Raw genomic sequence first — 24,620 nt, forward strand, 5'->3', positions numbered from 1 at the left:
CGTCTCCGCGCCCCCTGCTGGCTTGCAGCGGCCTGGCTGGCGGGACCGGGTGGTTCCCGCGTTGCGGGAGCGGCTGCCGTTGTGGCTGCAACTGCGCTGTGGGCTGGAGCCGAGGACCCTCGCGGCGCTCGCTGTGGTGATGGTCGCAGCCGCGGTTCTGGCGGCGGTGCACTTCTGGTCGGGCCGTCCGCAGGCCGTCAGCGCTCCCGAACCGGTGAAGGACGGTGCCTCCGCCCAGGGGATTCCGGGGATCCCGCGCCCCGAGGACTCCGGGCCGCAGCCGCAGCCGTCACCCGGTTCGCCCGCCGTCGCGCCGGGCGGGCGGATCGTCGTCGATGTGAGCGGCAAGGTGCGGCGGCCGGGCATTCAGCATCTGCCGCCCGGGTCGAGGGTCGCGGACGCGCTGCGGGCCGCCGGTGGGGTGCGTGACGGTACGGATGTCACGGGTCTCAACCGGGCGAGGGTCCTGACGGACGGGGAGCAGGTAGTGGTGGGTGCGCCCGCCGGTCCCTGGTCCACCGGTGGCGCGGGAGGTGGTGGGCCGGGAACAGGGGTGGCCGGTGCGGCGGGCCCTGTGACGCCGTTGAGCCTCAGCACGGCGACGGTCGAACAGCTTGAGACCCTGCCCGGTGTCGGACCGGTGCTCGCCCAGCACATCGTCGACTACCGCGCCGAGCACGGTGGTTACCGGTCCGTCGACGAACTCCGCGAGGTCAACGGGATCGGCGACCGCCGGTTCGAGGACCTCCAGCCGCTGGTCCGGCCATGAGCGCCCCCGACGTCCATACGGCATCGGGCGGGAGGCTGGGCGCGTCCGACCCACGGCAGGAAGGACCTGCCGATCTACGACTGGTCCCTCCCGCGCTGGCGGTGTGGGCCGCCGCGGCACTCGCGCTCGGGGCACCGGGACGGTGGGTGGCTGTGGGAGTGGCGGCCTGTGTCTGCGTGGCCGCGGGGTTCCTGGCCTCGGCGCGGGCAGCGGCGGCCGGGGCTCACGGGCGGCGGTCCGGACCGCCGGGCCGGCGGGTGCGGGCCACCGCCGCCGCTGCCGTGCTGCTGTCGGCGGCGGCAGGCGCTGCGGCGGGCGGGCTGCACGGCGCCGACGCCAGGCAGGGGCCGCTCCCCGGTCTGGCGGACACCTACACGCGGGTCGTGGTGGAGGCCACGGTCACCTCGGACCCCCGGCAGACGCGGCCACGCGTCCGGGGTGATCACAGCACACCGGTCTCCCTGCTCCTGGAGGCCGACGTCGAGCGGCTGACCGCGGCCGACGGAGCCGTGACCCGGCTCCGTACGCCGGTGCTCGTCATGGTCGCGCCCGGTGAGGCGGCGGCGCACTGGCAACGGCTGCTGCCCTCCACCCGCATCCGCCTGGCCGGCAGCCTCGCGCCCCCGCAACGCGACACGGAGCGCATCGCCGCCGTCCTGCGCACCGACGCGGACGACCCACCGCGGATCACCGGCCGGCCCACCCTCCTCCAACGCACGGCGGGGGAGCTGCGGGCCGGTCTGCGGGAGGCGAGCGACGGACTGGACGCTGACACGCGGGCGCTGCTGCCGGGGCTCGTGGTCGGCGACACCTCGCGGGTCACCCCCGAGTTGCAGGACGCTTTCCTGGCCACCGACCTCACACACCTGCTCTCCGTGTCCGGTGCGAACCTCTCGATCCTTCTCTTCCTGCTCATCGGACCACCCGGCACGGCCACGCGAACCGAACGCCGTGGACTGGCACCCCGGTTGGGGATCTCGCTCCGGACGACCGCGCTCATCGGCGGTGGGCTGACGCTCGCCTTCATCGTGGTCTGCCGTCCCGAACCGAGTGTTCTCCGCGCGGCGGCCTGCGGACTGATCACCCTGCTCGCCATCGGAACGGGCCGTCGCAGATCGCTGATTCCGGCGCTGGCCGCCGCCGTTCTGCTGCTGGTGCTGTACGACCCGTGGCTGGCCCGCAGTTATGGATTCCTGCTCTCCGTCCTGGCCACCGGGGCGCTCCTCACTCTCGCGCCCCGATGGAGCGCCGCTCTGCGCAGGCGCCGGGTTCCGCCCCGGATCGCCGAAGTGCTCGCAGCGGCGGCTGCCGCCCAGGCGGTGTGCGCGCCTGTCGTGGTCGTCCTCGCCTCGCGGGTGAGTCTGGTGGCGATTCCGTGCAATCTGCTCGCCGAGTTCGCGGTGGCGCCCGCGACGGTGCTCGGGTTCGCGGCGCTCGCCGTCGCCCCGGTCGCCCTGCCCGTGGCCGAACTGCTGGCCCGGGTCGCCGGATGGCCGGTCGGGTGGATCGCCTCCGTGGCAAGGACCGGGGCGGCGCTTCCCGGGGCGGAGACCGACTGGCCCGGTGGCTGGCGGGGCGCGGCTCTGCTGGCCGCCCTCACCGTTCTGCTCGTGCTCCTCGCCCGGCGGCTGACCCAGCGGCCCTGGGTCTGTTCGGCCGCCGCCCTGCTCCTGGTCCTCGCGGTGCTGCGGCCGGTGCCGCTCACCCGGATCATGACCGGATGGCCGCCGCCCCACTGGGCCTTCGCCCTGTGCGATGTGGGGCAGGGAGACGCCATGGTTCTCGCGGCGGGCGACGGTACGGGGGTGGTCGTCGACACGGGGCCCGAACCCCGGCTCGTCGACCGGTGCCTGCGCGATCTCGGCGTCACCCGCGTGCCGTTGCTGCTCCTCACCCACTTCCACGCGGACCATGTCAGGGGCCTTCCCGGGGTGTTGCGCGGCCGAGCGGTGGGGGCGATCCAGACGACGAGCCTCGACGAGCCGCGCGAACAGGCGGAGTTCGTACGGAGGACGGCGTCCGCGGCCCGGGTGCCCTTGGTGCGGACGGCGCCGGGGGAGCGCCGCAGGATCGGCCCGCTCGACTGGCGGATCCTGTGGCCGCAGGGAGAGGGGACGGGCGAGGAGCCGAACGACTCCAGCGTCACCCTCCTAGTCAGGTCGGGAGAACTGACGCTGCTGCTTCTCGGCGATCTCGAACCTCCGGCCCAGAGAGGGCTGTTGCGCAGCCACCCGGTGCTGCCGCAGGTGGACGTACTCAAGGTGGCGCACCACGGTTCCGCCTACCAGGACGCCGCTTTGCTGCGTGGCGCGCGGCCGAGGTTCGCCCTTATCTCCTGCGGTACGGACAACCCGTACGGGCATCCGTCGGCCCGTACGGTCGAGGCGCTGACCCGCGGGGGAGCGAGAGTGCTGCGTACGGACGAGGACGGTGCGATCGCCGTCACGGGGGCGGGCGCGGCACTGACCGCGGTGGGCAGTTCATGAGCGGGCGGCGACCGGCGGGCGTGGGACCGTTGCTGGCACTGGCACTGGCGCGGGGGTGGGCAGGCGGGACAGACTCGTGTCATGAATCCGGACGCCCCGCAGATGATCAGCACTTCCTCGCACTCCGCCACCCCCGCGGACGCCCGGGTCGGGGCCTACCTGGAGCGCATCGGCGCCGCCCGCCCGGCGCGTGCCGATGCGGAGGCGCTGCGCGAGTTGCAGCTCCGGCACCTGAAATCGGTGCCCTTCGAGAACCTCTCGATCCACCTCGGCGAGGACATCGTCCTGGAGGAGGGCGCGCTCCTCGACAAGGTGGTGGCCGCCCGCCGCGGAGGCTTCTGTTACGAGCTGAACGGTGCCTTCGCCTTTCTGCTGCGCGCCCTCGGCTTCCGCGTCACGATGCTCCAGGCGCGGGTCTTCGGAGACGGTGGACGGCTCGGTATCCCGTACGACCACATGGCCCTGCGCGTCGAGACCGACGACGGCACGGGCCCGTGGCTGGCCGATGTCGGTTTCGGTGACCACGCCCACCATCCACTCGCGCTCGACGACCGGACCGAGCAGGAGGACCCGCGCGGTGTGTTCCGGTTCAGGGAGGCCCCGCAGGGCGATGTGGATCTGCTGCAGGACGGCTCGCGGCAGTTCCGGCTCGATCCGCGGCCCAGGTCGCTCGCCGAATTCCGGGTGGGAGCCTGGTACCACCGCACCTCGCCCGACTCCCACTTCAGCCGGTCCCTCGTCTGCTCACGGCTCACGGACGACGGCCGGGTCACGCTCAGCGGCCGGAAGCTGATCACCACTGTGCGGGGCGTACGGCACGAGACGCCCCTCGCCACCGATGCGGAGGTGCTCGCCGCCTACCGCGAGCACTTCGGGCTGATCCTCGAACGGCTGCCTCACAAGCGGAACGGCTAAACAAGCGGAACGGCTAATTCGGACCTTCGGTAGCACCTCCACGCAACCCCTTCCGAGCGCCCCTGTTTGCCTCGAACGCCGCATCAGTGATCGAATGCATGCTCGTCGGCGGGATGCTGCTCAGACAACGAAGTTCAGCCGGCAGCGGGCCCGAGGTGAGTCATGCCCATGGGAGTACGCGCGAATGTTCGGCCGTTGGCTAGGCAACATAGGCAGCACAGGCAACAAGGGAACGTCCGGCACCGCGCGAGGCGGAGCTTTCGCCGGGCTTGCGGTGCCTCCCCACGCGGGCGTGCTGAGTTGCCGGGTCCTGGACCCTGTCAACGAACCGGTACGGCAGGCGGAGTTCGTCGTCACCGACAGCTCGGGCCGCAAGGTCTTCGGCGGTGAGACCGACCCGTACGGGCACGTCCTCGCCACCGTCCCGGCCGGCGACTACCGGCTCGGGGTCACCGCCGAGGGCTTCACGCCCTTCCACGGGGCGGCCGTGGTGTCCGAAAGCGGCCACGCGGGCATCGGCGACGTGATCCTCCAGGTCGCGACTCCGCCGCAGCTGCCCGATCCGGGCGACTGGGAGATCGAGCCGAGCCACACACAGATCGGCTTCACCGCACGGCACATCGGGATGGCCCGCATCCACGGCAGGTTCAACACCTTCGCGGGGGCCGTCCGGATCGCCGATCGCATGGAGGACTCCGCCATGCACGTGATCATCGACGCCGCGTCGATCGACACCAACGTCAAGATGCGCGACGACCACCTGCGCTCCGCCGACTTCCTCGACGTGGGGCGCTATCCCACGCTGGAGTTCTACAGCGACCGCTTCGTGCACCGCGGTGGCAGCCGCTGGAGTGTGCACGGTGCGCTCACCCTGCACGGCGTGAGCCGTTCGGTGACGCTGGACACCCAGTACCTGGGCCAGGGCAGCGGCATCGAGGGCGAGACACGCGCCGCCTGCCGTGCCGGCACCGAACTGCACCGCGAGGACTTCACCCTCACCTGGCAGACGATGCTGGCCCGCGGGATCGCTGTCGTGGGCCCCAGCATCTCCATCGACATGGACATCCAGATCGTCCCCAAGGGCTGACCCGGACACACAGACCCGGACGCGCTGCCCCGGACACACAGACCGGACACGCGCTACGGCCGCTCCAGCCATCCCTCGTACTCCGCGGCGAACGCGTCCAGTGCCGCGGAATCGAGGCGCCCGGCGGAGTCCTCCACGACGACCAGCCACTGGGCGTCCTCGGCATCGTCCTCGCCGGCCAGGGCGTCGCGTACGAGCTGGGGCTCCTCGGTGACGCCGAAACGGTCGGCGAGCTCCCCTGCCACCTCCTCCGCCGTATCGCGGTCGGGCAGCACCAGTACATGTCTCACGTCGCTCACATGGCCCATTCTCGGGTACATGCGGGGCCGGATCCGACCGCAGGGCCCGTTGTCGGTGGGCCGTGGGATGCTGGAGCGCGATGGCCACCAGAAGTAATTCCACCGACGACCTGCTCGCTCCCATCACGCTCGCCGTGGGCCAGGAGGACCTCCTCCTCGACCGTGCCGTGCAGCAGGTGGTGGCGGCTGCCCGTGCTTCCGACGCCGACACGGACGTCCGCGATCTCACCTCCGACCAGCTGCAGCCGGGCACCCTCGCCGAGCTGACCAGCCCCTCGCTCTTCGCCGAGCGCAAGGTGGTGATCGTGCGCAACGCACACGATCTCTCCGCCGACACGGTCAAGGACGTCAAGGCGTACGCGACCGCTCCGGCCGAGGAGATCACCCTCGTCCTGCTGCACGCGGGCGGGGCCAAGGGCAAGGGCCTGCTGGACGCGGTCCGGAAGGCAGGTGCGCGCGAGGTCGCCTGCCCCAAGACCACCAAGCCGGCCGAGCGGCTCTCCTTCGTACGGTCGGAGTTCCGGGCGCTGGGGCGCTCGGCGACACCCGAGGCGTGCCAGGCCCTCGTGGACTCCATCGGCAGCGATCTGCGGGAGCTGGCGAGCGCGGTCTCGCAGCTGGTGGCCGACGTCGAGGGCACCATCGACGAGGCGGTCGTCGGGCGGTACTACACGGGGCGCGCCGAAGCCTCCTCGTTCGCCGTCGCCGACCGCGCGGTCGAGGGCCGGGCGGCGGAGGCGCTGGAAGCACTGCGCTGGTCGCTGTCGACCGGGGTCGCTCCCGTCCTGATCACCAGCGCGCTCGCGCAGGGGGTCCGGGCGATCGGGAAGCTCTCATCGGCCCGGGGCGGGCGGCCCGCGGACCTCGCCCGTGAGCTCGGTATGCCGCCGTGGAAGATCGACCGGGTGCGTCAGCAGATGCGTGGCTGGACGCCGGACGGGGTGTCGGCCGCGCTGCGTGCGGTGGCTGCGGCGGACGCGGGGGTGAAGGGCGGCGGGGACGACCCGGAGTACGCCCTGGAGAAGGCCGTGGTCGCCGTTGCCCGCGCGGCGCGAGCGGGGCGGTAGAGCACGAGCGGGGGAGAGGCACCGGGCGTGACATACCGAAAGCCCCGGGTCTCGCCCTGGGGAGGGCGTTTGCCGGGGCTTCGGTTTCACGCTTTTGTGCGCCGCACCCGCGTGGCGAACGCAGGTTCGGTGTGCGGCGCGGGGTGCCGGTCAGGAGCGGGAGAGAGGGCCCGCTGAGTCCGTTCCGGCGATCACATCAGTAGTTCAGCCCTGAAGGGCGGCAACCTTGAGCGCGAGCGCCGACTTCTTGTTGGCGGCAGCGTTCTTGTGGATGACGTTCTTCGAGACAGCCTTGTCGAGCTGACGCGAGGCCTCACGGACGGCCACAGTGGCCTTCTCGACGTCGCCGGAAGCGGCAGCCTCACGGGCCTTGCGGATCGAGGTCTTGAGCGAGGACTTGACGGCCTTGTTGCGCAGGCGCGCCTTCTCGTTCGTCTTGTTCCGCTTGATCTGGGACTTGATGTTCGCCACGAGATAGAGCCTTTTCAGGTTCGTTGGATCTTCTGTGTGCGCCACGCCGCTTCTGAGGGCCACGAGGCACAGCTGCCCACGGTACCAGTGACCCTCCGACCGGCCCAAACCGGTCCCTGCCCCGCAGGCGTGGGACGATAGAGCTTACGTATCGATCCGACCGACCCGACATCGACCCGAGACACGGCGTTCGGCGTCTCAAGAATCAGGACCCTGCGTGCCCGCGACTCCTACCAACGTGCCCGAGCCGAGCCGTACCGACCCGGCGCTGATCCGCAATTTCTGCATCATCGCCCACATCGACCACGGCAAGTCGACGCTTGCCGACCGGATGCTTCAGCTGACCGGCGTGGTCGACGTGCGGCAGATGCGTGCTCAGTACCTCGACCGGATGGATATCGAGCGCGAGCGCGGCATCACCATCAAGTCCCAGGCAGTACGTCTGCCGTGGGCGCCGACCGTGGGTGAGGACCAGGGCGCCACCCACATCCTCAACATGATCGACACCCCGGGCCACGTGGACTTCACGTACGAGGTCTCCCGTTCGCTCGCCGCCTGCGAGGGCACGGTTCTGCTGGTCGACGCGGCGCAGGGCATCGAGGCCCAGACGCTCGCCAACCTCTACCTCGCGATGGAGAACGACCTCACCATCGTCCCGGTGCTCAACAAGATCGACCTGCCGGCCGCGCAGCCCGAGAAGTTCTCCGAGGAGCTGGCCAATCTCATCGGCTGTCAGCCGGAGGACGTACTCAAGGTCTCCGCCAAGACCGGTGTCGGTGTGGACGCTCTGCTCAACCGGGTGGTCAGGGATGTCCCTGCCCCTGTCGGCCAGGCGGACGAAGCGGCCCGCGCGATGATCTTCGACTCGGTCTACGACCCCTACCGCGGTGTCGTCACCTACGTACGTGTCATCGACGGCCAGCTCAACAAGCGCGAGCGCATCCGGATGATGTCCACGGGCGCCACCCACGAGCTGCTGGAGATCGGTGTCTCCTCCCCGGAGATGACCCCGAGCGACGGCATCGGTGTGGGTGAGGTCGGCTACATCATCACCGGTGTGAAGGACGTCCGGCAGTCCAAGGTCGGTGACACCATCACCTCCCTGCACAACGGGGCGACCGAGGCGCTGGGCGGCTACAAGGACCCCAAGCCGATGGTGTTCTCCGGTCTCTATCCGCTGGACGGCTCGGACTACCCCGACCTGCGCGAGGCCCTCGACAAGCTCCAGCTCAACGACGCCGCCCTGGTGTACGAGCCGGAGACCTCCGCCGCACTCGGCTTCGGCTTCCGTGTCGGCTTCCTCGGGCTGCTCCACCTCGACGTGGTCCGTGAGCGCCTGGAGCGCGAATTCGGTCTCGAACTCATCGCCACCGCCCCGAACGTGGTCTACCGCGTCGAGATGGAGGACGGCACCGAGCACATCGTCACCAACCCGAGCGAGTTCCCCGAGGGCAAGATCGACGCGGTGCACGAGCCCGTCGTACGCGCCACGGTCCTGGCGCCCAGCGAGTTCATCGGCGCGATCATGGAGCTCTGCCAGCAGCGCCGCGGAACCCTGCTCGGCATGGACTACCTCTCCGAGGACCGGGTCGAGATCCGCTACACCCTGCCGCTCGCCGAGATCGTCTTCGACTTCTTCGACCAGCTGAAGTCCAAGACCCGGGGTTACGCCTCCCTCGACTACGAGCCCACCGGTGAGCAGTCCGCCCAGCTCGTCAAGGTCGACATCCTGCTGCACGGCGACAAGGTCGACGCGTTCTCCGCGGTCACGCACAAGGACAAGGCGTACGCGTACGGCGTCCGGCTCGTCGCCAAGCTGCAGAAGCTCATCCCGCGGCAGAACTTCGAGGTGCCGATCCAGGCGGCCATCGGCTCCCGGGTCATCGCCCGTGAGACCGTCCGCGCCATCCGCAAGGACGTTCTCGCCAAGTGTTACGGCGGTGACATCTCCCGTAAGCGGAAGCTGCTGGAGAAGCAGAAGGAAGGCAAGAAGCGGATGAAGATGGTCGGCAACGTGGAGGTTCCGCAGGACGCCTTCATCTCCGTGCTGTCGACGGACGAGTCGGCCGGCGAGAGCAAGGCCAAGAAGTAACCCTCGCGTACCGATGAGTAGCCGAACGGGCCCCTGTCTCGCAGCACCCTGCGAGACAGGGGCCCGTTCGTTATGAAAGCCACGGCCTGTTGCCTCTTACGCGGGGGACGTGTGCGCTCTACCCTGATCACCAGCTCGTTGGTTACTCGCCAGTTAAACAAGCGAGACCGGGCAGGAACGCAGCAGTAACAGAGCAGGGCAGAAGCAGGTATCCGAAGCAGCAGCATCAAGTAGCCGGTCGTAGCAATGCCGCAGGCCCGGAGGACGTCGTGAGCGACACAAAGACCTTGATCGATAACCGACCGCCCTCCGTGGCGAATCTCTTCATCGAGCGCGTGGCCGCCACGCCGGACGGAGAGGCCTACCGCTATCCGGTGGCCCCCGCCTCCGGCCAGGGCCCCGACGACTGGAAGTCGCTGACCTGGGCGCAGGCCGCCGAACGGGTCTACGCCATCGCGGCGGGCCTGATCGCGCTGGGCGTCCAGCCGGAGGAGCGGGTCGCGCTCGCCTCCTCCACCCGGGTCGAGTGGGTCCTCGCCGACCTCGGGGTCATGTGTGCGGGCGCCGCCACCACCACGATCTACCCGTCCACGAACGCCGAAGAGTCCGCTTTCATCCTGACCGACTCCGAGAGCCGCTTCCTCATCGCCGAGGACGCCGCTCAGCTGGCGAAGGCACGGGAGCGCCGTTCCGAGCTGACGGACCTGGCCCATGTCGTCGTCATCGACCCGGCAGGTGTCGAGCCCGCCGAGGGCGACCCCGAGGGCTGGATCCTCTCGCTGGCCGATCTGGAGGCCAAGGGCGCCGAGTACCTGGAGAAGAACCCGGGCGCGGTCACGGACCGGGTCTCGGCGATCACCGCCGACCAGCTGGCGACCCTGATCTACACCTCGGGTACCACCGGCCGCCCCAAGGGTGTGCGCCTGCCGCACGACAACTGGTCGTACATGGCCAAGGCCACCGTCACCGCCGTCGAGCTCACCACGGACGACGTCCAGTACCTCTGGCTGCCCCTCGCGCACGTCTTCGGCAAGGTCCTCACCTCCGGCCAGATCGAGGTCGGCCACGTCACCGCCCTCGACGGCCGGGTCGAGAAGATCATCGAGAACCTTCCGGTGGTCCAGCCGACGTACATGGCAGCCGTCCCCCGGATCTTCGAGAAGGTCTACAACGGGGTCGCCTCCAAGGCGCGGGCCGGTGGCGGCGCCAAGTACAAGATCTTCCTGTGGGCCGCCGGGGTCGCCCGGGAGTACGCGAAGGTGTCGCAGGACAACTTCCGCCGCACCGGCACGGCCTCCGTACCGTTCGCGCTCGGCGCCAAGCACAAGGTCGCCGACGCCCTCGTCTACTCCAAGATCCGCGAGGCCTTCGGCGGCCGGCTCCGCGCCTGCGTCTCCGGCTCCGCGGCGCTCGCCCCCGACATCGGCTTCTTCTTCGCGGGCGCGGGCATCCACATCCTGGAGGGCTACGGCCTCACCGAGAGCAGCGCCGCCTCCTTCGTCAACCCGGCCGAGGCCTACCGCACCGGCACGGTCGGCAAGCCGCTCCCCGGCACCGAGGTCCGGATCGCGGACGACGGCGAGATCATGCTGCGCGGCCCCGGCCTGATGGAGGGCTACCACCGGCTGCCCGAGAAGACCGCCGAGGTGCTGGAGTCCGACGGCTGGTTCCACACGGGCGACATCGGCGAGCTCTCCGTGGACGGTTACCTGCGGATCACCGACCGCAAGAAGGACCTGATCAAGACGTCGGGCGGCAAGTACATCGCCCCGGCGGAGGTCGAGGGCCAGTTCAAGGCGGTGTGCCCGTTCGTCTCCAACATCCTGGTGCACGGCGCGGACCGTAACTTCTGCACCGCCCTGATCGCCCTCGACGAGCCGACCCTCCTCGCCTGGGCGGCCGAGAACGGCCTGGGCGGCAAGTCGTACGCCGAGGTCGTGGCGTCCCCGCAGACGGTGGAGCTCATCGAGGGCTATGTGAAGAGCCTCAACGAGGGCCTGCAGCGCTGGCAGACCATCAAGCAGTTCCGGCTGCTGCCGCGTGACCTCGACATCGAGCACGGCGAGCTGACCCCGAGCCTGAAGCTGAAGAGGCCGGTCGTCGAGCGCGAGTACAAGCACCTCATCGAGGAGATGTACGCGGGATCCCGCGAGGCGTGACGTCGTGAGGTCGTGACGTCGCGACCGACGGCCTGACGGCCGGGCAGGGCCGCGTGTGAGCGAGACGCACGCGGGGAGGGGCCGGTGGGGGCTGATCACCCACCGGCCCCCTCCGCGTTTCCGCGAGCTCATCGTCCGTTCTTCTCCGCCCGCTTCCCTCCCACTTCGGTAACTCGGTGCTTATGTGCGCGGTCGGTCTGTCACTCTGTCGTGTGTCGTCGGCCGCATCTCGTGAGACTTGGCAGGAGCCGCACCGTGGGGCCAATTCCCTTGCAGCGGGACAGCGTTCACCGTCCCTTCGTCGCCGGGCACCAGAACGATCCGCGTCCGGTGGCCCGTACGAGCCTGCCCGGAATCCCGCTCACACCCTCCGCGGCCCGCGGATTCGTCCGTGCCGCGCTCGCCGACTGGACCGGCCTCGGAGTGCCGGCGGCCGTGGGCTTCAGCGACCGGCTCGCCGACGACGCGGTCACCGTCGCGAACGAACTGGTCACCAACGCGGTCGTGCACGCCGGGACGACGGTCGAACTGCTCCTCCGCCTCGAAGACGCCTCCGAGAGCGAGACAGCGGCCCTGGTGCTGGAAGTCACCGACCACCATCCCGCCCGAGCGGTGCGCGGCGAGGGGACCGCGTCCGGGGCGGGCCCCGAGCCCCGCCCGGACCCCGCGGAGTACGGCCGCGGGTTACAGCTCGTCGCCACCCTCGCCGAGTCCTGGGGCATCACCTACCGCACCGGCCTCAAGACCGTCTGGGCCCGCCTCGCCGTCGACGACTGGAGCGGGGCGTCCGGCCCGTCCGAGGAGGCCGCGGTGCAGCACGGGCTGCGCGCGGCCGAGATCCTCGCCCCCGCGTCGCGGCGCGTCGAGCGCGGTGAACGCGACGACGCGGACTGGGACAGCCGGGCCGCGCTCTCCTTCCTCGCCGAAGCGTCCGATCTGCTGGCCGGCCAGCTCGACGAGGACCTGGTGGCCGCCATAGCGGGACAACTGCTCGTACCGAGGCTCGCCGACTGGTGCGCGATCTGGCTGGAGAGCGAGGGCGCGGGGCCCGGGGCGGACCCACGGCTGGCCCGCGTCTGGCACAGCGACGAGACCGGGACCGAGCAGCTGCGCACGGTCCTGGAGAAGGAACCGCTCCGGCTGCCCGGCAGCATCGGTACGGGGCCGGTACCCGTGCCGTGGCCCGGCGACGGTGAGGGGGACGGCCCCGGGGACGGTGCCGACCCGCTGCCCGGAGGCCGTGACGGGGCCGCGCTCGCGTACCGCATCACCGCCGGCGGACGCACGCTCGGCACCGTGCTCGTCGGCCGTGAGGGCGTCCCCCGGGTGCCCGACGACGTGGCCTCGCTGATCGAGGACTTCGTACGCCGCGTCGGTCTCGCCGTCGGAGCCGCCCGCGCCTACACCCGGCAGGCCACCATCAGCCGGATCCTCCAGCGCGGCCTGCTGCCCAGCAAGGTCGCCGCGATCCCCGGCGTCACCAGCGCCCTGGTATACGAACCGGGGGACGACGGAGTCGTCGGCGGTGACTTCTACGACATCTTCGCGTGCCCCGGCGACCGCTGGTGCTTCGTACTCGGCGACGTCCAGGGCAGCGGCCCCGAAGCCGCCGTCGTCACCGGTCTCGCCCGCCCCTGGCTGCGGCTCCTGTCCCGGGAGGGCTTCGGCGTCGGCAAGGTCCTGGACCGGCTCAACCGGCTCCTCCTCGACGACGCGATGGAAGCGGCCGAGGCCGCCGCGCTGATGGTCGCCGCGGCGGGCGGCCAGCAGATCCTGGACGGCTCGCAGTCCCGCTTCCTCTCCCTCCTGTACGGGGAGATGGTGCCGCTCCCCGGCGGCGGGGCGCGCTGCACGGTCGCCAGCGCCGGACACCCGCTGCCCCTGCTGCTGAGCCCGGACGGTTCCGTACGTCCCGCCGCCGAGCCGCAGGTCCTGCTCGGAGTCGTCGAGGACGTCGCGTACGAGAGCCAGAGCTTCGTCCTGGCGCCGGGCGAGAGCCTGCTCTGTGTCACCGACGGGGTGACGGAGCGGCGTTCCGGACCGGCCATGTTCGACGACGGGGACGGCCTTGCCCGTGCCCTGGCCGGCTGCGCGGGGCTGCCCGCCGCGGGGATCGCGGACCGCATCAAGCGGGCCGTCCACGACTTCGCCGAGCGTCCGCCCGACGACGATCTCGCCCTGCTGGTGCTCCGGGCCGACTGAGACGCGGGTGGGCGGGGCAGCTCCGGCGGCGAGTGACAATGGACGGTATGCCTTCCGTACTGCCCGATGGTGAGCCCGTGCCCGACGACGGGGCGCTGCCCAGCCACGCCCTGGACGGCTCCGCCGACCGACCGCTCGGCTTCTACCTGCACGTCCCGTACTGCGCGACGCGCTGCGGGTACTGCGACTTCAACACCTACACCGCCACCGAGCTGCGTGGCTCCGGCGGTGCGCTGGCCTCCCGGGACAACTACGCGGCCCACCTGATCGAAGAGGTCCGCCAGGCCCGCAAGGTGCTCGGCGACGATCCGCGGCCGGTGCGCACCGTCTTCGTCGGGGGCGGCACGCCGACCCTGCTGCCCGCCGCCGATCTCGTACGGATGCTGGGGGCGATCCGTGACGAGTTCGGGCTCGCGGACGACGCCGAGGTCACGACGGAGGCCAATCCGGAGTCCGTCGATCCGGCGTATCTGGCGGCGCTGCGGGAAGGCGGCTTCAACCGGGTCTCCTTCGGGATGCAGAGCGCACGGCAGCACGTGCTGAAGATCCTCGACCGTACGCATACGCCCGGCAGACCCGAGGCGTGCGTCGCCGAGGCGCGGGAAGCGGGCTTCGAGCACGTCAACCTCGACCTGATCTACGGCACGCCGGGAGAGTCGGACGACGACTGGCGGGCCTCCCTGGACGCGGCGATCGGTGCCGGGCCCGACCATGTGTCCGCGTACGCGCTGATCGTCGAGGAGGGCACCCAGCTGGCCCGGCGCATCCGGCGCGGGGAGATCCCGATGACCGACGACGACGCGCACGCGGACCGCTATCTGATCGCGGACGAGGCGATGGCCGCGGCGGGCTTCTCCTGGTACGAGGTGTCGAACTGGTCCCGTACGCCGGAGGGGCGCTGCCTGCACAACGAGCTGTACTGGCGCGGGGCCGACTGGTGGGGTGCCGGGCCCGGTGCGCACAGCCATGTGGGCGGTGTGCGGTGGTGGAACGTCAAGCATCCGGGGGCGTACGCACAGGCGCTCGCGGAGGGGCGCTCGCCCGGGGCCGGGCGGGAGATCCTCTCGGCGGAGGACCGGCGGGTGGAGCGGATCCTGCTGGAGCTGCGGCTGGTGGAGGGCTGCCCGCTGTCGTTGCTGGCCCCGGCGGGGCTGGCGGCGGCGGGGCGTGCGGTGGAGGACGGGTTGCTGGAGGCCGGGGCGTTTGCGGAGGGGCGGGCGGTCCTGACCTTGCGGGGGCGGCTGCTGGCCGATGCGGTGGTCCGGGACCTGGTGGACTGAGCGCCGCTCCTCAAACGCCGGAGGAGTCGGAGGGGGCCGTGACGAAGTCGATCAGTTCTTCGACCCGGCCCAGCAGCTCCGGTTCCAGATCCCGGTACGACGTCACCGTGGCGAGGATGCGCTGCCACGCCGCGCCCGTGTTCTCCGGCCACGACAGGGCCCGGCACACGCCCGTCTTCCAGTCCTGGCCGTGCGGGATCCTCGGCCAGGACGTGATGCCCACCGAGGACGGTTTCACCGCCTCCCAGACGTCGATGTAGGGGTGGCCCACCACCAGCACGTTGCTGTCGGAGACCTGGGCGGCGATACGGGACTCCTTCGAGCCGGGGACCAGGTGGTCGACCAGGACGCCCAGTCTCGCGTCCGGGCCGGGGGAGAAGTCGCGGACGATCGCCGGGAGGTCGTCGATGCCCTCCAGGTACTCGACGACCACTCCCTCGATACGGAGGTCGTCGCCCCAGACCCGCTCCACCAGTTCCGCGTCGTGGCGGCCCTCCACATAGATCCGGCCCGCCCGCGCCACCCGCGCACGCGCCCCGGGGACCGCCAGCGAACCGGAGGCCGTGCGGGCGGGGCGGGCGGGGGCGGAGCCCGTGGGGCGTACCAGAGTGACCACGCGGCCCTCCAGCAGGAAGCCGCGCGGTTCCATCGGGAACACCCGGTGCTTGCCGAAGCGGTCCTCCAGGGTCACCGTCGGGCCCTGGGCCGTCTTCTCGCAGCGGATCACCGCCCCGCAGAAGCCGGTGGCGGCCTCCTCGACGACCAGATCGGGCTCGGCGGGGACCTCGGGGGCCGGTACGGACTTCTTCCACGGCGGGGTCAGGTCCGGCTGGTAGCTGCGCATCGGACGACGATACGGCGGCGGACGGTCACGACACGCCGAAGTGCGCCGCCAGTTGATCACGTTGCATCCGTACGAACGCCGCGTCCACCACCGCCCCGTGCCCCGGCACGTACACCGCGTCCTCGCCGCCCAGCGCCAGCAGCCGGTCCAGCGCGGCCGGCCAGCGGGACGGGATCGCGTCGCTGCCGGCCTGCGGCTCGCCGGACTGCTCGACCAGATCGCCGCAGAGCACCACGGCGGGCGAGCCGGGCACCAGTACGGCCAGGTCGTGGCCGCTGTGCCCCGGCCCGACATTGGCCAGGAGCACCTGGAGCCCGCCGCCCAGATCGAGCGTCCACTCCCCGCACACCTCGTGGTGCGGGGCGACCAGGACGTCCACCGACTCGGCGGCGTCGTGCTCGGGCACCCCGTGGTGCGCGGCCGAGCTGTGCAGCTCGTCCGCCCCGTTCCGGAGCAGATCGGCGATGCCGACCGCCCCGTACACCTCTGCCCCGGCGAACGCCGCGGTGCCCAGAACATGATCGAAGTGCGGGTGACTCAGTGCGATATGCGTCACCCTCCGGCCCAGCAGACGCTCCGCCTGGGAACGCAATTCGGCGCCCTCACGGAGCGACGACCCGGTGTCGTAGAGCAGGACACGGTCCGCTCCCGCCACCAGTGCGACCGTCGCATCCCACACGGGAAGCCGTCGCCGGCCCACACCGTTGCCCAACCGCTCCCAGCCCAGCTCTTCCCAAGAGACGTCCATACAACGACGCTATCGGCAACGACCTGCGCAGTCTCGCGGTAGCGTGGCCGGTCGCCCTTGCCCGGGGCCCACCCCACCCCCGTACACTGACCGGGGGGAATGCTGGCACTCGAACGCACAGAGTGCCAGGCGGAGACCGAGAACCACAGCTGGAGGTGTGCGCGATGCTCAGCGAACGCAGACTCGAAGTGCTGCGCGCCATCGTCCAGGACTATGTCGGCACCGAGGAGCCCGTCGGCTCCAAGGCGCTGACCGAGCGGCACAACCTCGGGGTCTCCCCGGCCACGGTCCGCAACGACATGGCGGTGCTGGAGGACGAGGGCTTCATCGCCCAGCCCCACACCAGCGCGGGGCGTATCCCGACGGACAAGGGCTACCGGCTCTTCGTCGACCGGCTCGCGGGCGTCAAGCCGCTGTCGTCGCCGGAGCGCAGGGCCATTCAGAACTTCCTCGACGGCGCGGTCGACCTCGACGACGTCGTGGGCCGGACGGTGCGGCTGCTCGCGCAGCTGACCCGGCAGGTCGCCGTCGTGCAGTACCCCTCGCTGACCCGTTCGACGGTGCGGCACGTGGAGCTGCTCCTCCTGGCTCCCGCCCGGCTGATGCTCGTACTGATCACGGATACCGGCCGCGTCGAACAGCGTATGATCGACTGTCCTGCGCCGTTCGGTGAGACATCTCTGGCGGATCTTCGGGCGCGGCTCAACAGCCGTGTCGTAGGACGCCGTTTCGCGGATGTCCCGCAACTGGTGCAGGACTTGCCGGAATCCTTCGAGGGCGAGGACAGGGGAACCGTTTCCACGGTGCTCTCGATCCTTCTCGAAACTCTGGTGGAGGAGACGGAGGAGCGGCTGATGATCGGCGGCACCTCCAACCTCACCCGCTTCGGGCACGACTTCCCTGTGATGATCCGGCCGGTGCTGGAGGCATTGGAGGAGCAGGTCGTGCTGCTGAAGCTGCTCGGTGAGGCCAAGGACTCGGGCATGACCGTACGTATCGGTCACGAGAACGCCCACGAGGGCCTCAACTCCACGTCCGTGGTCGCGGTCGGCTACGGTTCGGGCGACGAGGCAGTCGCCAAACTCGGCGTGGTCGGACCGACCCGCATGGACTACCCCGGAACGATGGGAGCGGTACGCGCAGTGGCACGTTACGTCGGACAGATCCTGGCGGAGTCGTAAGTGGCCACGGACTACTACGCCGTACTCGGCGTGCGCCGCGACGCATCTCAGGACGAGATCAAGAAGGCATTCCGCAGGCTCGCACGCGAGCTGCACCCGGATGTCAACCCTGACCCGAAGACCCAGGAGCGGTTCAAGGAGATCAACGCCGCTTACGAGGTGTTGTCGGACCCGCAGAAGAAGCAGGTCTACGACCTCGGCGGCGACCCGCTGTCCGCCTCCGGAGGCGGTGGCGCGGGCGGATTCGGACAGGGCGGCTTCGGCAACTTCTCCGACATCATGGACGCGTTCTTCGGTACGGCGTCCCAGCGCGGACCCCGTTCGCGGACCCGTCGCGGCCAGGACGCCATGATCCGGCTGGAGATCGACCTCTCCGAGGCGGCCTTCGGTACGACCAAGGACATCCAGGTCGACACGGCGGTCGTCTGTACGACCTGCAGCGGTGAGGGCGCCGCACCCGGCACCTCCGCCCAGACCTGCGATATGTGCCGCGGCCGTGGCGAGGTCTCCCAGGTCACCCGGTCGTTCCTCGGCCAGGTCATGACCTCGCGGCCCTGCCCGCAGTGCCAGGGCTTCGGCACGGTCGTGCCGACCCCCTGCCCGGAGTGCGCGGGCGACGGCCGCATCCGCTCGCGGCGCACGCTCACGGTGAAGATCCCGGCGGGTGTCGACAACGGCACCCGTATCCAGCTCGCGGGCGAGGGCGAGGTCGGCCCCGGCGGCGGCCCGGCCGGCGATCTGTACGTCGAGATCCACGAGCTGCCGCACGCGGTGTTCCAGCGGCGCGGGGACGACCTGCACTGCACGGTCACCATCCCGATGACGGCGGCGGCCCTCGGCACCCAGGTGCCGCTGGAGACGCTGGACGGTCTGGAGGAGATCGACATCAGGCCGGGCACGCAGTCCGGTCAGTCGGTTCCGCTGCACGGCCGCGGTGTCACGCATCTGCGGGGCGGCGGGCGCGGCGACCTGATCGTGCACGTCGAGGTCATGACCCCGTCGAAGCTGGACGCGGAGCAGGAGCGTGTCCTGCGCGAGCTCGCGCAGCTGCGTGGCGAGGAGCGGCCCCTCGGGCAGTTCCAGCCAGGACAGCAGGGGCTCTTCTCCCGGTTGAAGGACGCCTTCAACGGTCGCTGAACGCCGGTTCTCTCCTTCACCGCACCGCCCGTCGGTCTCGTACCGGCGGGCGGTGCGGCGTGCGGCGGTATACCGTTCGCCCCGTCTCATGGCTGATTCGGCCCGGTGCACCGGACGTGGCACGATGCGGTCATGTCATCCGCGTTGACCGATCTCTGCCGGTATCCGATCGTGCAGGCCCCGATGGCGGGCGGAGTGTCCGGCCCCCAGCTCGTCGGCGCTGTCGCCGAGGCCGGCGGGCTCGGTTTCCTCGCCGCCGGGTACAAGACGGCGGACGGCATGTACAACGAGATCAAGCGGGTACGCGGACTGACCGGCCAGCCCTTCGGCGTGAACCTCTTCATGCCGCAGACGGGACACGCCGACCCGAGCGAGGTCGAGGTGTACCGGCACCAGCTCGCGGGTGAGGCCGTCTGGTACGAGACCCCGCTCGGCGAGGTGGACTCCTGCGCGGACGACGGCTACGAGGCCAAGATCGCGATACTCCTGGAGGACCCGGTACCGGTCGTCTCCTTCACCTTCGGCTGCCCCTCCCGCGAGGCACTCGACGCGTTCGCCCAGGCGGGTACGTACACCGTCGTGACGGTCACATCCGTCGAGGAGGCCCAGGCCGCGCAGTGGGCGGGCGCCGACGCCGTCTGCGTCCAGGGCGTGGAGGCCGGCGGCCACCAGTCCACGCACCGCGACGACCCGCAGGCCGACAACACCGGCATCGGGCTGCTGTCCCTCGTCGCCCAGGTCCGCGAGAGCGTGCAGGTGCCGCTCATCGCGACCGGCGGGCTGATGCGCGGCTCCCAGATCGCCGCCGTGCTCGCGGCGGGCGCCGACGCCGCTCAGCTCGGCACCGCCTTCCTGGCCACCCCCGAGTCCGGGGCGCATCTGCTGCACAAACAGGCACTGACCAACCCGCTGTTCGTACGGACCGCCCTGACCCGGGCGTTCTCCGGGCGCCCCGCGCGCGGCCTGGTCAACCGCTTCGTGACCGAGCACGGCCCGTACGCCCCGGCCGCCTACCCGCAGGTGCACCATCTGACGAGCGGCCTGCGCAAGGCAGCCGCAAAGGCCGGGGACGCACAGGGCATGGCGCTGTGGGCGGGCCAGGGGCACCGGATGGCACGCGAGCTGCCCGCCGGGGAACTCATCGAACTGCTCGCCGCCGAACTGGAAGCCGCGCGTGCGGCCCTGAGTGTGAGGAGTGCCCAGTGACGGCACCGGTCTTCGTCGTCGAACAGCTCCCCGGCGGGCCCGAGTTCGTCCTCGACGGTCCCGAGGGGCGGCACGCCGTCTCCGTGAAGCGGCTGCACGCGGGCGAGGAGGTCGTCCTCACCGACGGGCGTGGCCGCTGGGCGGAAGGCGTCGTACGGGCCGCCGAGGGCAAGGACCGGCTCCTCGTGACGGACCTGGAACCGGTGTACGAGGAACCGGTGCCCAGCCCCCGTATCACCGTCGTCCAGGCGCTGCCCAAGGGCGACCGGGGCGAGGTGGCCGTCGAGACGATGACGGAGACGGGCGTCGACATGATCGTGCCGTGGCAGGCCTCGCGCTGCATCACGCAGTGGAAGGGCGACCGCGGTCTCAAGTCGCTGGCCAAGTGGCGCAGTACGGCCCGGGAGGCGGGGAAGCAGTCCCGCCGGGTGCGCTTCCCCGAGGTCACCGACGTGATGTCGACCAAGCAGGTGGCCGCGCTGCTGGCCGCCGCCGACTTCGCGGGTGTCCTGCACGAGGACCGCGCGCACGACAGTGCGGCGCTCGCCACCGCCGTACTGCCCGGCGAGGGCGGGATCGTGCTGGTCGTAGGCCCGGAGGGCGGCGTCTCCCCGGACGAACTCGCGGCCTTCGCACAGGCCGGCGCCCCGGCCTACCGGCTCGGGTCGAGCGTGCTCCGCACCTCCACGGCGGGCACGGCGGCGACGGCACTCCTGCTCGGCCGCACGGGGCGCTGGGGCTAGGGCCTGCCCGGCGGATCATGGCCGGGGCCACGGCTTGAAGCCCACCGTCCCGGATAGCATGCCCCCGTACTGATCACCAGCGACCGAGGAGGCCGTGCCATGGCGGGAGAGCCGCAGCCCGACTGCCTGTTCTGCAAGATCGTCACGGGAGACATCCCGGCGACCATCGTCCGCGAGAGCGACACCACCGTCGCCTTCCGCGACATCAACCCGCATGCCCCGACGCACGTCCTGGTCATCCCGAAGGTGCACTACAGGGACGCCGCCTCGCTCGCCGCCGCCGAGCCGCAGATCGCCGCCGACGTGCTGCGCGAGGCCGGTCTCGTCGCCGCCGACGAGAAGGTCACCGACAGCGGATACCGCATCGTCCTCAACACCGGATCGGGCGCTGGGCAGACCGTGTTCCACGCGCACGCCCACGTCCTGGGCGGACGCGGACTCCAGTGGCCCCCCGGATAACGGGCGGACCCACCGATGTCCGTACGCGAACTGGTCGTCCTCGGCACCGCGAGTCAGGTTCCCACCCGGCACCGTAACCACAACGGTTACCTGCTGCGCTGGGACGGCGAGGGCATCCTCTTCGACCCGGGGGAGGGCACGCAGCGCCAGATGCTGCGGGCCGGTGTCGCCGCGCACGACATCAACCGGATCTGCGTGACCCACTTCCACGGCGACCACTCGCTGGGACTCGCCGGGGTGATCCAGCGCATCAACCTCGACCAGGTCCCGCACCCGGTCACCGCGCACTACCCCGCGAGCGGACAGCACTTCTTCGAGCGGCTGCGGTACGCGACGGCCTACCGCGAGTCCGTGCGGCTGACCGAGGCGCCGGTCGCAGCCGACGGAGTCCTCGCCACCACGGACGCGTACACCCTGGACAGCCACCGGCTCTCACACCCCGTCGAGTCCTACGGCTACCGGCTGACCGAGCCCGACGGGCGCCGCATGCTGCCCGCGAAACTCGCCGAGCACGGCATCAAGGGACCGGACGTCGGCCGCATCCAGCGCGAGGGCTCCCTCGGCGGGATCCCGCTCGACGCCGTCTCCGAACGCAGACGGGGGCAGCGGTTCGCGTTCGTCATGGACACGAGACTGTGCGACGGCGTGTACGCGCTCGCCGAGGGCTGCGACATGCTGGTCATCGAGTCGACCTTCCTCGACGAGGACGAACGGCTCGCCACCGACCACGGCCATCTGACCGCCGGACAGGCCGCCCGGGTCGCCGCGGAAGCCGGCGTACGGCACCTGGTGCTGACCCACTTCTCACAGCGGTACAACGACCCGGGCCTCTTCGAGACCCAGGCCCGCGCTGCGGGCTTCGAGGGCGAACTGACCGTCGCCCAGGACCTGATGCGGGTCCCCCTGCCCACCAGGCACCCCTGAAACACCCTGAAACACATCAACACCCCCATTCGTGAGCTTCGTGAGCTTCGTGAGCGAGACAACGTGCACCTCCCCAAGGCAGAACTCCACCTCCACATCGAAGGCACCCTCGAACCCGAGCTGGCCTTCGCGCTCGCCGGACGCAACGGGGTGAAGCTCCCCTTCGCCGACACCGAAGAGCTGCGCACCGCCTATCTCTTCGACGATCTGCAGACCTTCCTCGACCTCTACTACGCGCTGATGGCCGTGCTGCGTACCGAGCAGGACTTCGAGGACCTCGCCGACGCCTACCTCACCCGCGCCGCCGCCCAGGGCGTCCGCCACGCGGAGATCTTCTTCGACCCGCAGGCGCACACCGCACGCGGAGTCCCGATCGGCACCGTCGTCGAAGGACTCGGCAGGGCCCTGGACCGCAGCGAGGAGAAGCACGGCATCTCCACCCAGCTGATCATGTGCTTCCTGCGCGACCAGTCGGCCGATTCGGCGCTGGAGACCCTGGAGGCGGCGAAGCCGTACCTGCACCGGATCAGCGCCGTCGGACTCGACTCCGCCGAGGTCGGCCACCCGCCGTCGAAGTTCCGCGAGGTGTACGAGGCGGCCGGCGCGCTCGGGCTGCGCAAGGTCGCACACGCCGGCGAGGAGGGCCCTCCCGCGTACATCCTGGAGGCCCTGGACGTCCTCGGCGTCGAGCGCATCGACCACGGACTGCGCTGCATGGAGGACGCGGAACTGGTGAAGAGGCTGGTCGCGGACCGCGTACCGCTCACGCTCTGCCCGCTGTCCAACGTACGGCTGCGCGCCATCGACATCCTGGAGGAGCACCCCCTGCGGGCCATGATGGACGCCGGGCTGCTCTGCACGGTGAACTCCGACGACCCGGCCTACTTCGGCGGCTACGTCGGAGACACCTTCCACGCCGTCCACGAGGCGCTCGGCCTGGACAACGAACAGCTGCGCACGCTCGCCCGCAACTCCTTCGAGGCGGCCTTCCTCGACCACGACGAGGAGCGCAGGGCGCGCTACCTCTCCGAGGTCGAGGCGTACGCGTTCGACTGACCGGACCCGCCCGCCGGACCGGCCGTCCGGAACGCGTTCCTGCCCAGGCGCCTGCGGCGCAGCGCGGGAACGGCGAGTTCCGTGACGGCCTGCTCCGGGGAGCCCAGCTTGGGCACGGCGCCCTGGAGGGAACCGGTGGTTGCGGCGAGCAGGGCGGCCGGTGCGCCACCCCTGCGGCGTACCGATCCCGGCACCAGCGGGCGGCCACCGGTGTGCAGGGCGACCGCGGTCACGGGCGCCGCGACCAGCAGCGTGACGGCCCCCAGGATCAGGCCCATCACCGCGTAGCCGGCCGCCTCGGACAGCACGCTGCCGAGCACGGGGCCGCAGGCCACGCCGACGGACGAGGCGGAGCCCGCCAGGACCGCCCAGCGGCCCCGTACGTCGAGGGACGCGGCCAGGCCGATCAGATACGACAGGACCACCGGGTAGAAGGCGTTCCACATGATCTCCCCGGTCGCGAACGAACCGAGGCTCTCCGCCGAGGAGCTGAGCACGATGCTGGCGGCGATGATCATCGTGCCGAGACCGATCGGCACGGCCCGGCCGAGCCGGGCCCCGAGCAGCCCCGCGCCCATCACACCGAGCAGCCCCGCGCCCAGCGCGGCGGCGAACACCGCACCGATGGTGACCTCGGAGAGGCCCACCTGTACGACACCGATCCGGCTGCTGACACCCCACAGAGCGTTCTGCGCCATGGACCAGACGAGCATGCCGCCCGCCAGCACCAGACCGGAACGCCGGTGCGGAAGCCGCCCGGACGCCGGGACGGCGGAATCCGCGGGCCCGGGGGCGCCGAGCCGCGAGGTGGCAGGCCAGACGAGCAGCGCGACCAGCGCGATCGCGGCGAATGGCAGCCGGTGACCGCCGCCGAGGTGCGGGATCGTCAGATAGAGGGCGCCCGCGGTCGCGGACACGCTGAGCAGGCCCAGGGACGAGGTCCGGTGCGGGTCGCTCTGCGCCGCGATGCCCGAAGCGGCCACGGCGGTCGCCGTACCGGAGCCGAGGCCGCCGATGACCGCGCCCAGGACCACCAGCGGTACGGAGGCCGCCGACGCGGCGCAGCCGTACCCCACGATGGCCAGCACCAGTCCGATACGCGCCGGTCTCTGTGCCCCGTACCGCTCGACGCGGCCCGCCAGTGTGAAGCCGGCGGAGGCCGAGCTCAGCAGGAGGGCACTTCCGACCAGACCGGCCTGGGCCGAACCGAGGCCCAGATAGGTGCTGAGCCGGCCGACGATGGTGGGGAGCAGATAGGCGGCGAGGTAACCGGCGGTGAACACGGCAACCAAGGGCCACGCGGCGCGCGGGCGCGGGGACATGGGCGTTCCTGAAGACATGCCAGAAGAGGCAGAAGAAGGCAGGGGAGGGTGTGGCAGAAAAAGCGGGAATCTGGGCACTCGTCGGTAACTGTCCCCAACGGTGCTCGCGGGCCAATTTGTATCAAGTGCGCAGACCCGACCGAAAGTCGCGAAGGTGTGATCTGGGTCACACT

The 24,620-nt window shown here is 71.0% G+C and carries 21 protein-coding genes; 16 read left to right on the forward strand and 5 right to left on the reverse strand.

The genetic code is table 11. The annotated features are described in order from the left end of the window. The first annotated feature begins 22 nt into the window (after positions 1-22). The 4 genes from ACWGO0_RS20225 to ACWGO0_RS20240 all read left to right on the forward strand — a co-directional run bounded on the left by ACWGO0_RS20225 (position 23) and on the right by ACWGO0_RS20240 (position 5,257). Positions 23-769, forward strand: coding sequence for a helix-hairpin-helix domain-containing protein (locus ACWGO0_RS20225; protein ID WP_453536446.1), 747 nt, complete (start codon positions 23-25; stop codon positions 767-769). After that, entirely contained in the window at positions 766-3,255 is a 2,490-nt protein-coding gene (locus tag ACWGO0_RS20230) for a ComEC/Rec2 family competence protein (protein WP_453536449.1), read from the forward strand. Before ACWGO0_RS20225 ends, ACWGO0_RS20230 begins: the two co-directional genes overlap by 4 nt. Before the next feature lie 81 nt (positions 3,256-3,336). After that, on the forward strand, positions 3,337-4,170 hold the full coding sequence (locus tag ACWGO0_RS20235) for an arylamine N-acetyltransferase family protein (protein WP_453536452.1): 834 nt from the start codon (positions 3,337-3,339) through the stop codon (positions 4,168-4,170). Between the two features lie 184 nt (positions 4,171-4,354). Next, on the forward strand, positions 4,355-5,257 hold the full coding sequence (locus tag ACWGO0_RS20240) for a YceI family protein (RefSeq protein WP_453536455.1): 903 nt from the start codon (positions 4,355-4,357) through the stop codon (positions 5,255-5,257). Positions 5,258-5,310: 53 nt separating this feature from the next. Here ACWGO0_RS20240 and ACWGO0_RS20245 read toward each other — a convergent pair whose 3' ends face one another. Further along, positions 5,311-5,565, reverse strand: coding sequence for a hypothetical protein (locus ACWGO0_RS20245; protein WP_453536458.1), 255 nt, complete (start codon positions 5,563-5,565; stop codon positions 5,311-5,313). Between the two features lie 71 nt (positions 5,566-5,636). Here ACWGO0_RS20245 and holA point away from each other — a divergent pair, with 71 nt between their 5' ends. Continuing rightward, positions 5,637-6,623, forward strand: a complete 987-nt coding sequence (gene holA / locus ACWGO0_RS20250) for a DNA polymerase III subunit delta (protein ID WP_453536461.1) — start codon at positions 5,637-5,639, stop codon at positions 6,621-6,623. A gap of 204 nt (positions 6,624-6,827) precedes the next feature. Here the strand turns inward: holA and rpsT are convergent, their stop codons facing one another. Further along, on the reverse strand, positions 6,828-7,094 hold the full coding sequence (gene rpsT, locus ACWGO0_RS20255) for a 30S ribosomal protein S20 (protein ID WP_173313224.1): 267 nt from the start codon (positions 7,092-7,094) through the stop codon (positions 6,828-6,830). Positions 7,095-7,311: 217 nt separating this feature from the next. Between rpsT and lepA the strand changes: the two genes are divergently transcribed. The 4 genes from lepA to hemW all read left to right on the forward strand — a co-directional run bounded on the left by lepA (position 7,312) and on the right by hemW (position 14,827). Next, positions 7,312-9,186, forward strand: a complete 1,875-nt coding sequence (lepA, locus tag ACWGO0_RS20260) for a translation elongation factor 4 (RefSeq protein WP_453536465.1) — start codon at positions 7,312-7,314, stop codon at positions 9,184-9,186. A 269-nt stretch (positions 9,187-9,455) separates the two neighbouring features. Continuing rightward, a complete protein-coding gene (locus ACWGO0_RS20265; protein ID WP_453536468.1) occupies positions 9,456-11,345 on the forward strand; it encodes an AMP-dependent synthetase/ligase in 1,890 nt (629 codons plus the stop codon). A gap of 255 nt (positions 11,346-11,600) precedes the next feature. Continuing rightward, positions 11,601-13,547: a SpoIIE family protein phosphatase gene (locus ACWGO0_RS20270; protein WP_453536471.1), complete on the forward strand. Its 1,947-nt coding sequence runs from the start codon at positions 11,601-11,603 to the stop codon at positions 13,545-13,547. A 38-nt stretch (positions 13,548-13,585) separates the two neighbouring features. Beyond that, complete coding sequence (gene hemW / locus ACWGO0_RS20275) at positions 13,586-14,827, forward strand: radical SAM family heme chaperone HemW (protein ID WP_453536474.1); 1,242 nt, start codon at positions 13,586-13,588, stop codon at positions 14,825-14,827. A gap of 10 nt (positions 14,828-14,837) precedes the next feature. Here hemW and ACWGO0_RS20280 read toward each other — a convergent pair whose 3' ends face one another. Then, positions 14,838-15,671 carry a DUF3097 domain-containing protein gene (locus tag ACWGO0_RS20280; RefSeq protein ID WP_453536477.1) on the reverse strand — a complete coding sequence of 278 codons (834 nt, stop codon included), beginning with the start codon at positions 15,669-15,671 and terminating at the stop codon, positions 14,838-14,840. A gap of 25 nt (positions 15,672-15,696) precedes the next feature. Further along, on the reverse strand, positions 15,697-16,419 hold the full coding sequence (locus ACWGO0_RS20285) for an MBL fold metallo-hydrolase (RefSeq protein WP_453536480.1): 723 nt from the start codon (positions 16,417-16,419) through the stop codon (positions 15,697-15,699). Between the two features lie 164 nt (positions 16,420-16,583). Here ACWGO0_RS20285 and hrcA point away from each other — a divergent pair, with 164 nt between their 5' ends. The 7 genes from hrcA to ACWGO0_RS20320 all read left to right on the forward strand — a co-directional run bounded on the left by hrcA (position 16,584) and on the right by ACWGO0_RS20320 (position 23,125). Continuing rightward, positions 16,584-17,600 carry a heat-inducible transcriptional repressor HrcA gene (gene hrcA, locus ACWGO0_RS20290; protein WP_173313218.1) on the forward strand — a complete coding sequence of 339 codons (1,017 nt, stop codon included), beginning with the start codon at positions 16,584-16,586 and terminating at the stop codon, positions 17,598-17,600. Then, a complete protein-coding gene (dnaJ, locus tag ACWGO0_RS20295; RefSeq protein WP_453536484.1) occupies positions 17,601-18,737 on the forward strand; it encodes a molecular chaperone DnaJ in 1,137 nt (378 codons plus the stop codon). Between the two features lie 132 nt (positions 18,738-18,869). Next, positions 18,870-19,943: a nitronate monooxygenase gene (locus ACWGO0_RS20300; protein ID WP_453536487.1), complete on the forward strand. Its 1,074-nt coding sequence runs from the start codon at positions 18,870-18,872 to the stop codon at positions 19,941-19,943. Then, a complete protein-coding gene (locus tag ACWGO0_RS20305) occupies positions 19,940-20,686 on the forward strand; it encodes a 16S rRNA (uracil(1498)-N(3))-methyltransferase (protein WP_453536490.1) in 747 nt (248 codons plus the stop codon). The genes ACWGO0_RS20300 and ACWGO0_RS20305 overlap by 4 nt, the downstream gene beginning before the upstream one ends. 99 nt (positions 20,687-20,785) lie before the next feature. Continuing rightward, positions 20,786-21,145, forward strand: coding sequence for a histidine triad nucleotide-binding protein (locus tag ACWGO0_RS20310; protein ID WP_453536493.1), 360 nt, complete (start codon positions 20,786-20,788; stop codon positions 21,143-21,145). Between the two features lie 15 nt (positions 21,146-21,160). Further along, positions 21,161-22,069, forward strand: a complete 909-nt coding sequence (locus ACWGO0_RS20315; protein ID WP_453536496.1) for a ribonuclease Z — start codon at positions 21,161-21,163, stop codon at positions 22,067-22,069. 63 nt (positions 22,070-22,132) lie between these two features. After that, a complete protein-coding gene (locus ACWGO0_RS20320) occupies positions 22,133-23,125 on the forward strand; it encodes an adenosine deaminase (protein ID WP_453536499.1) in 993 nt (330 codons plus the stop codon). Here ACWGO0_RS20320 and ACWGO0_RS20325 read toward each other — a convergent pair. Further along, entirely contained in the window at positions 23,089-24,447 is a 1,359-nt protein-coding gene (locus tag ACWGO0_RS20325) for an MFS transporter (RefSeq protein WP_453536502.1), read from the reverse strand. The genes ACWGO0_RS20320 and ACWGO0_RS20325 overlap by 37 nt on opposite strands. Positions 24,448-24,620 lie beyond the last annotated feature (173 nt).

The organism is Streptomyces sp. NPDC055749 (assembly GCF_053617235.1).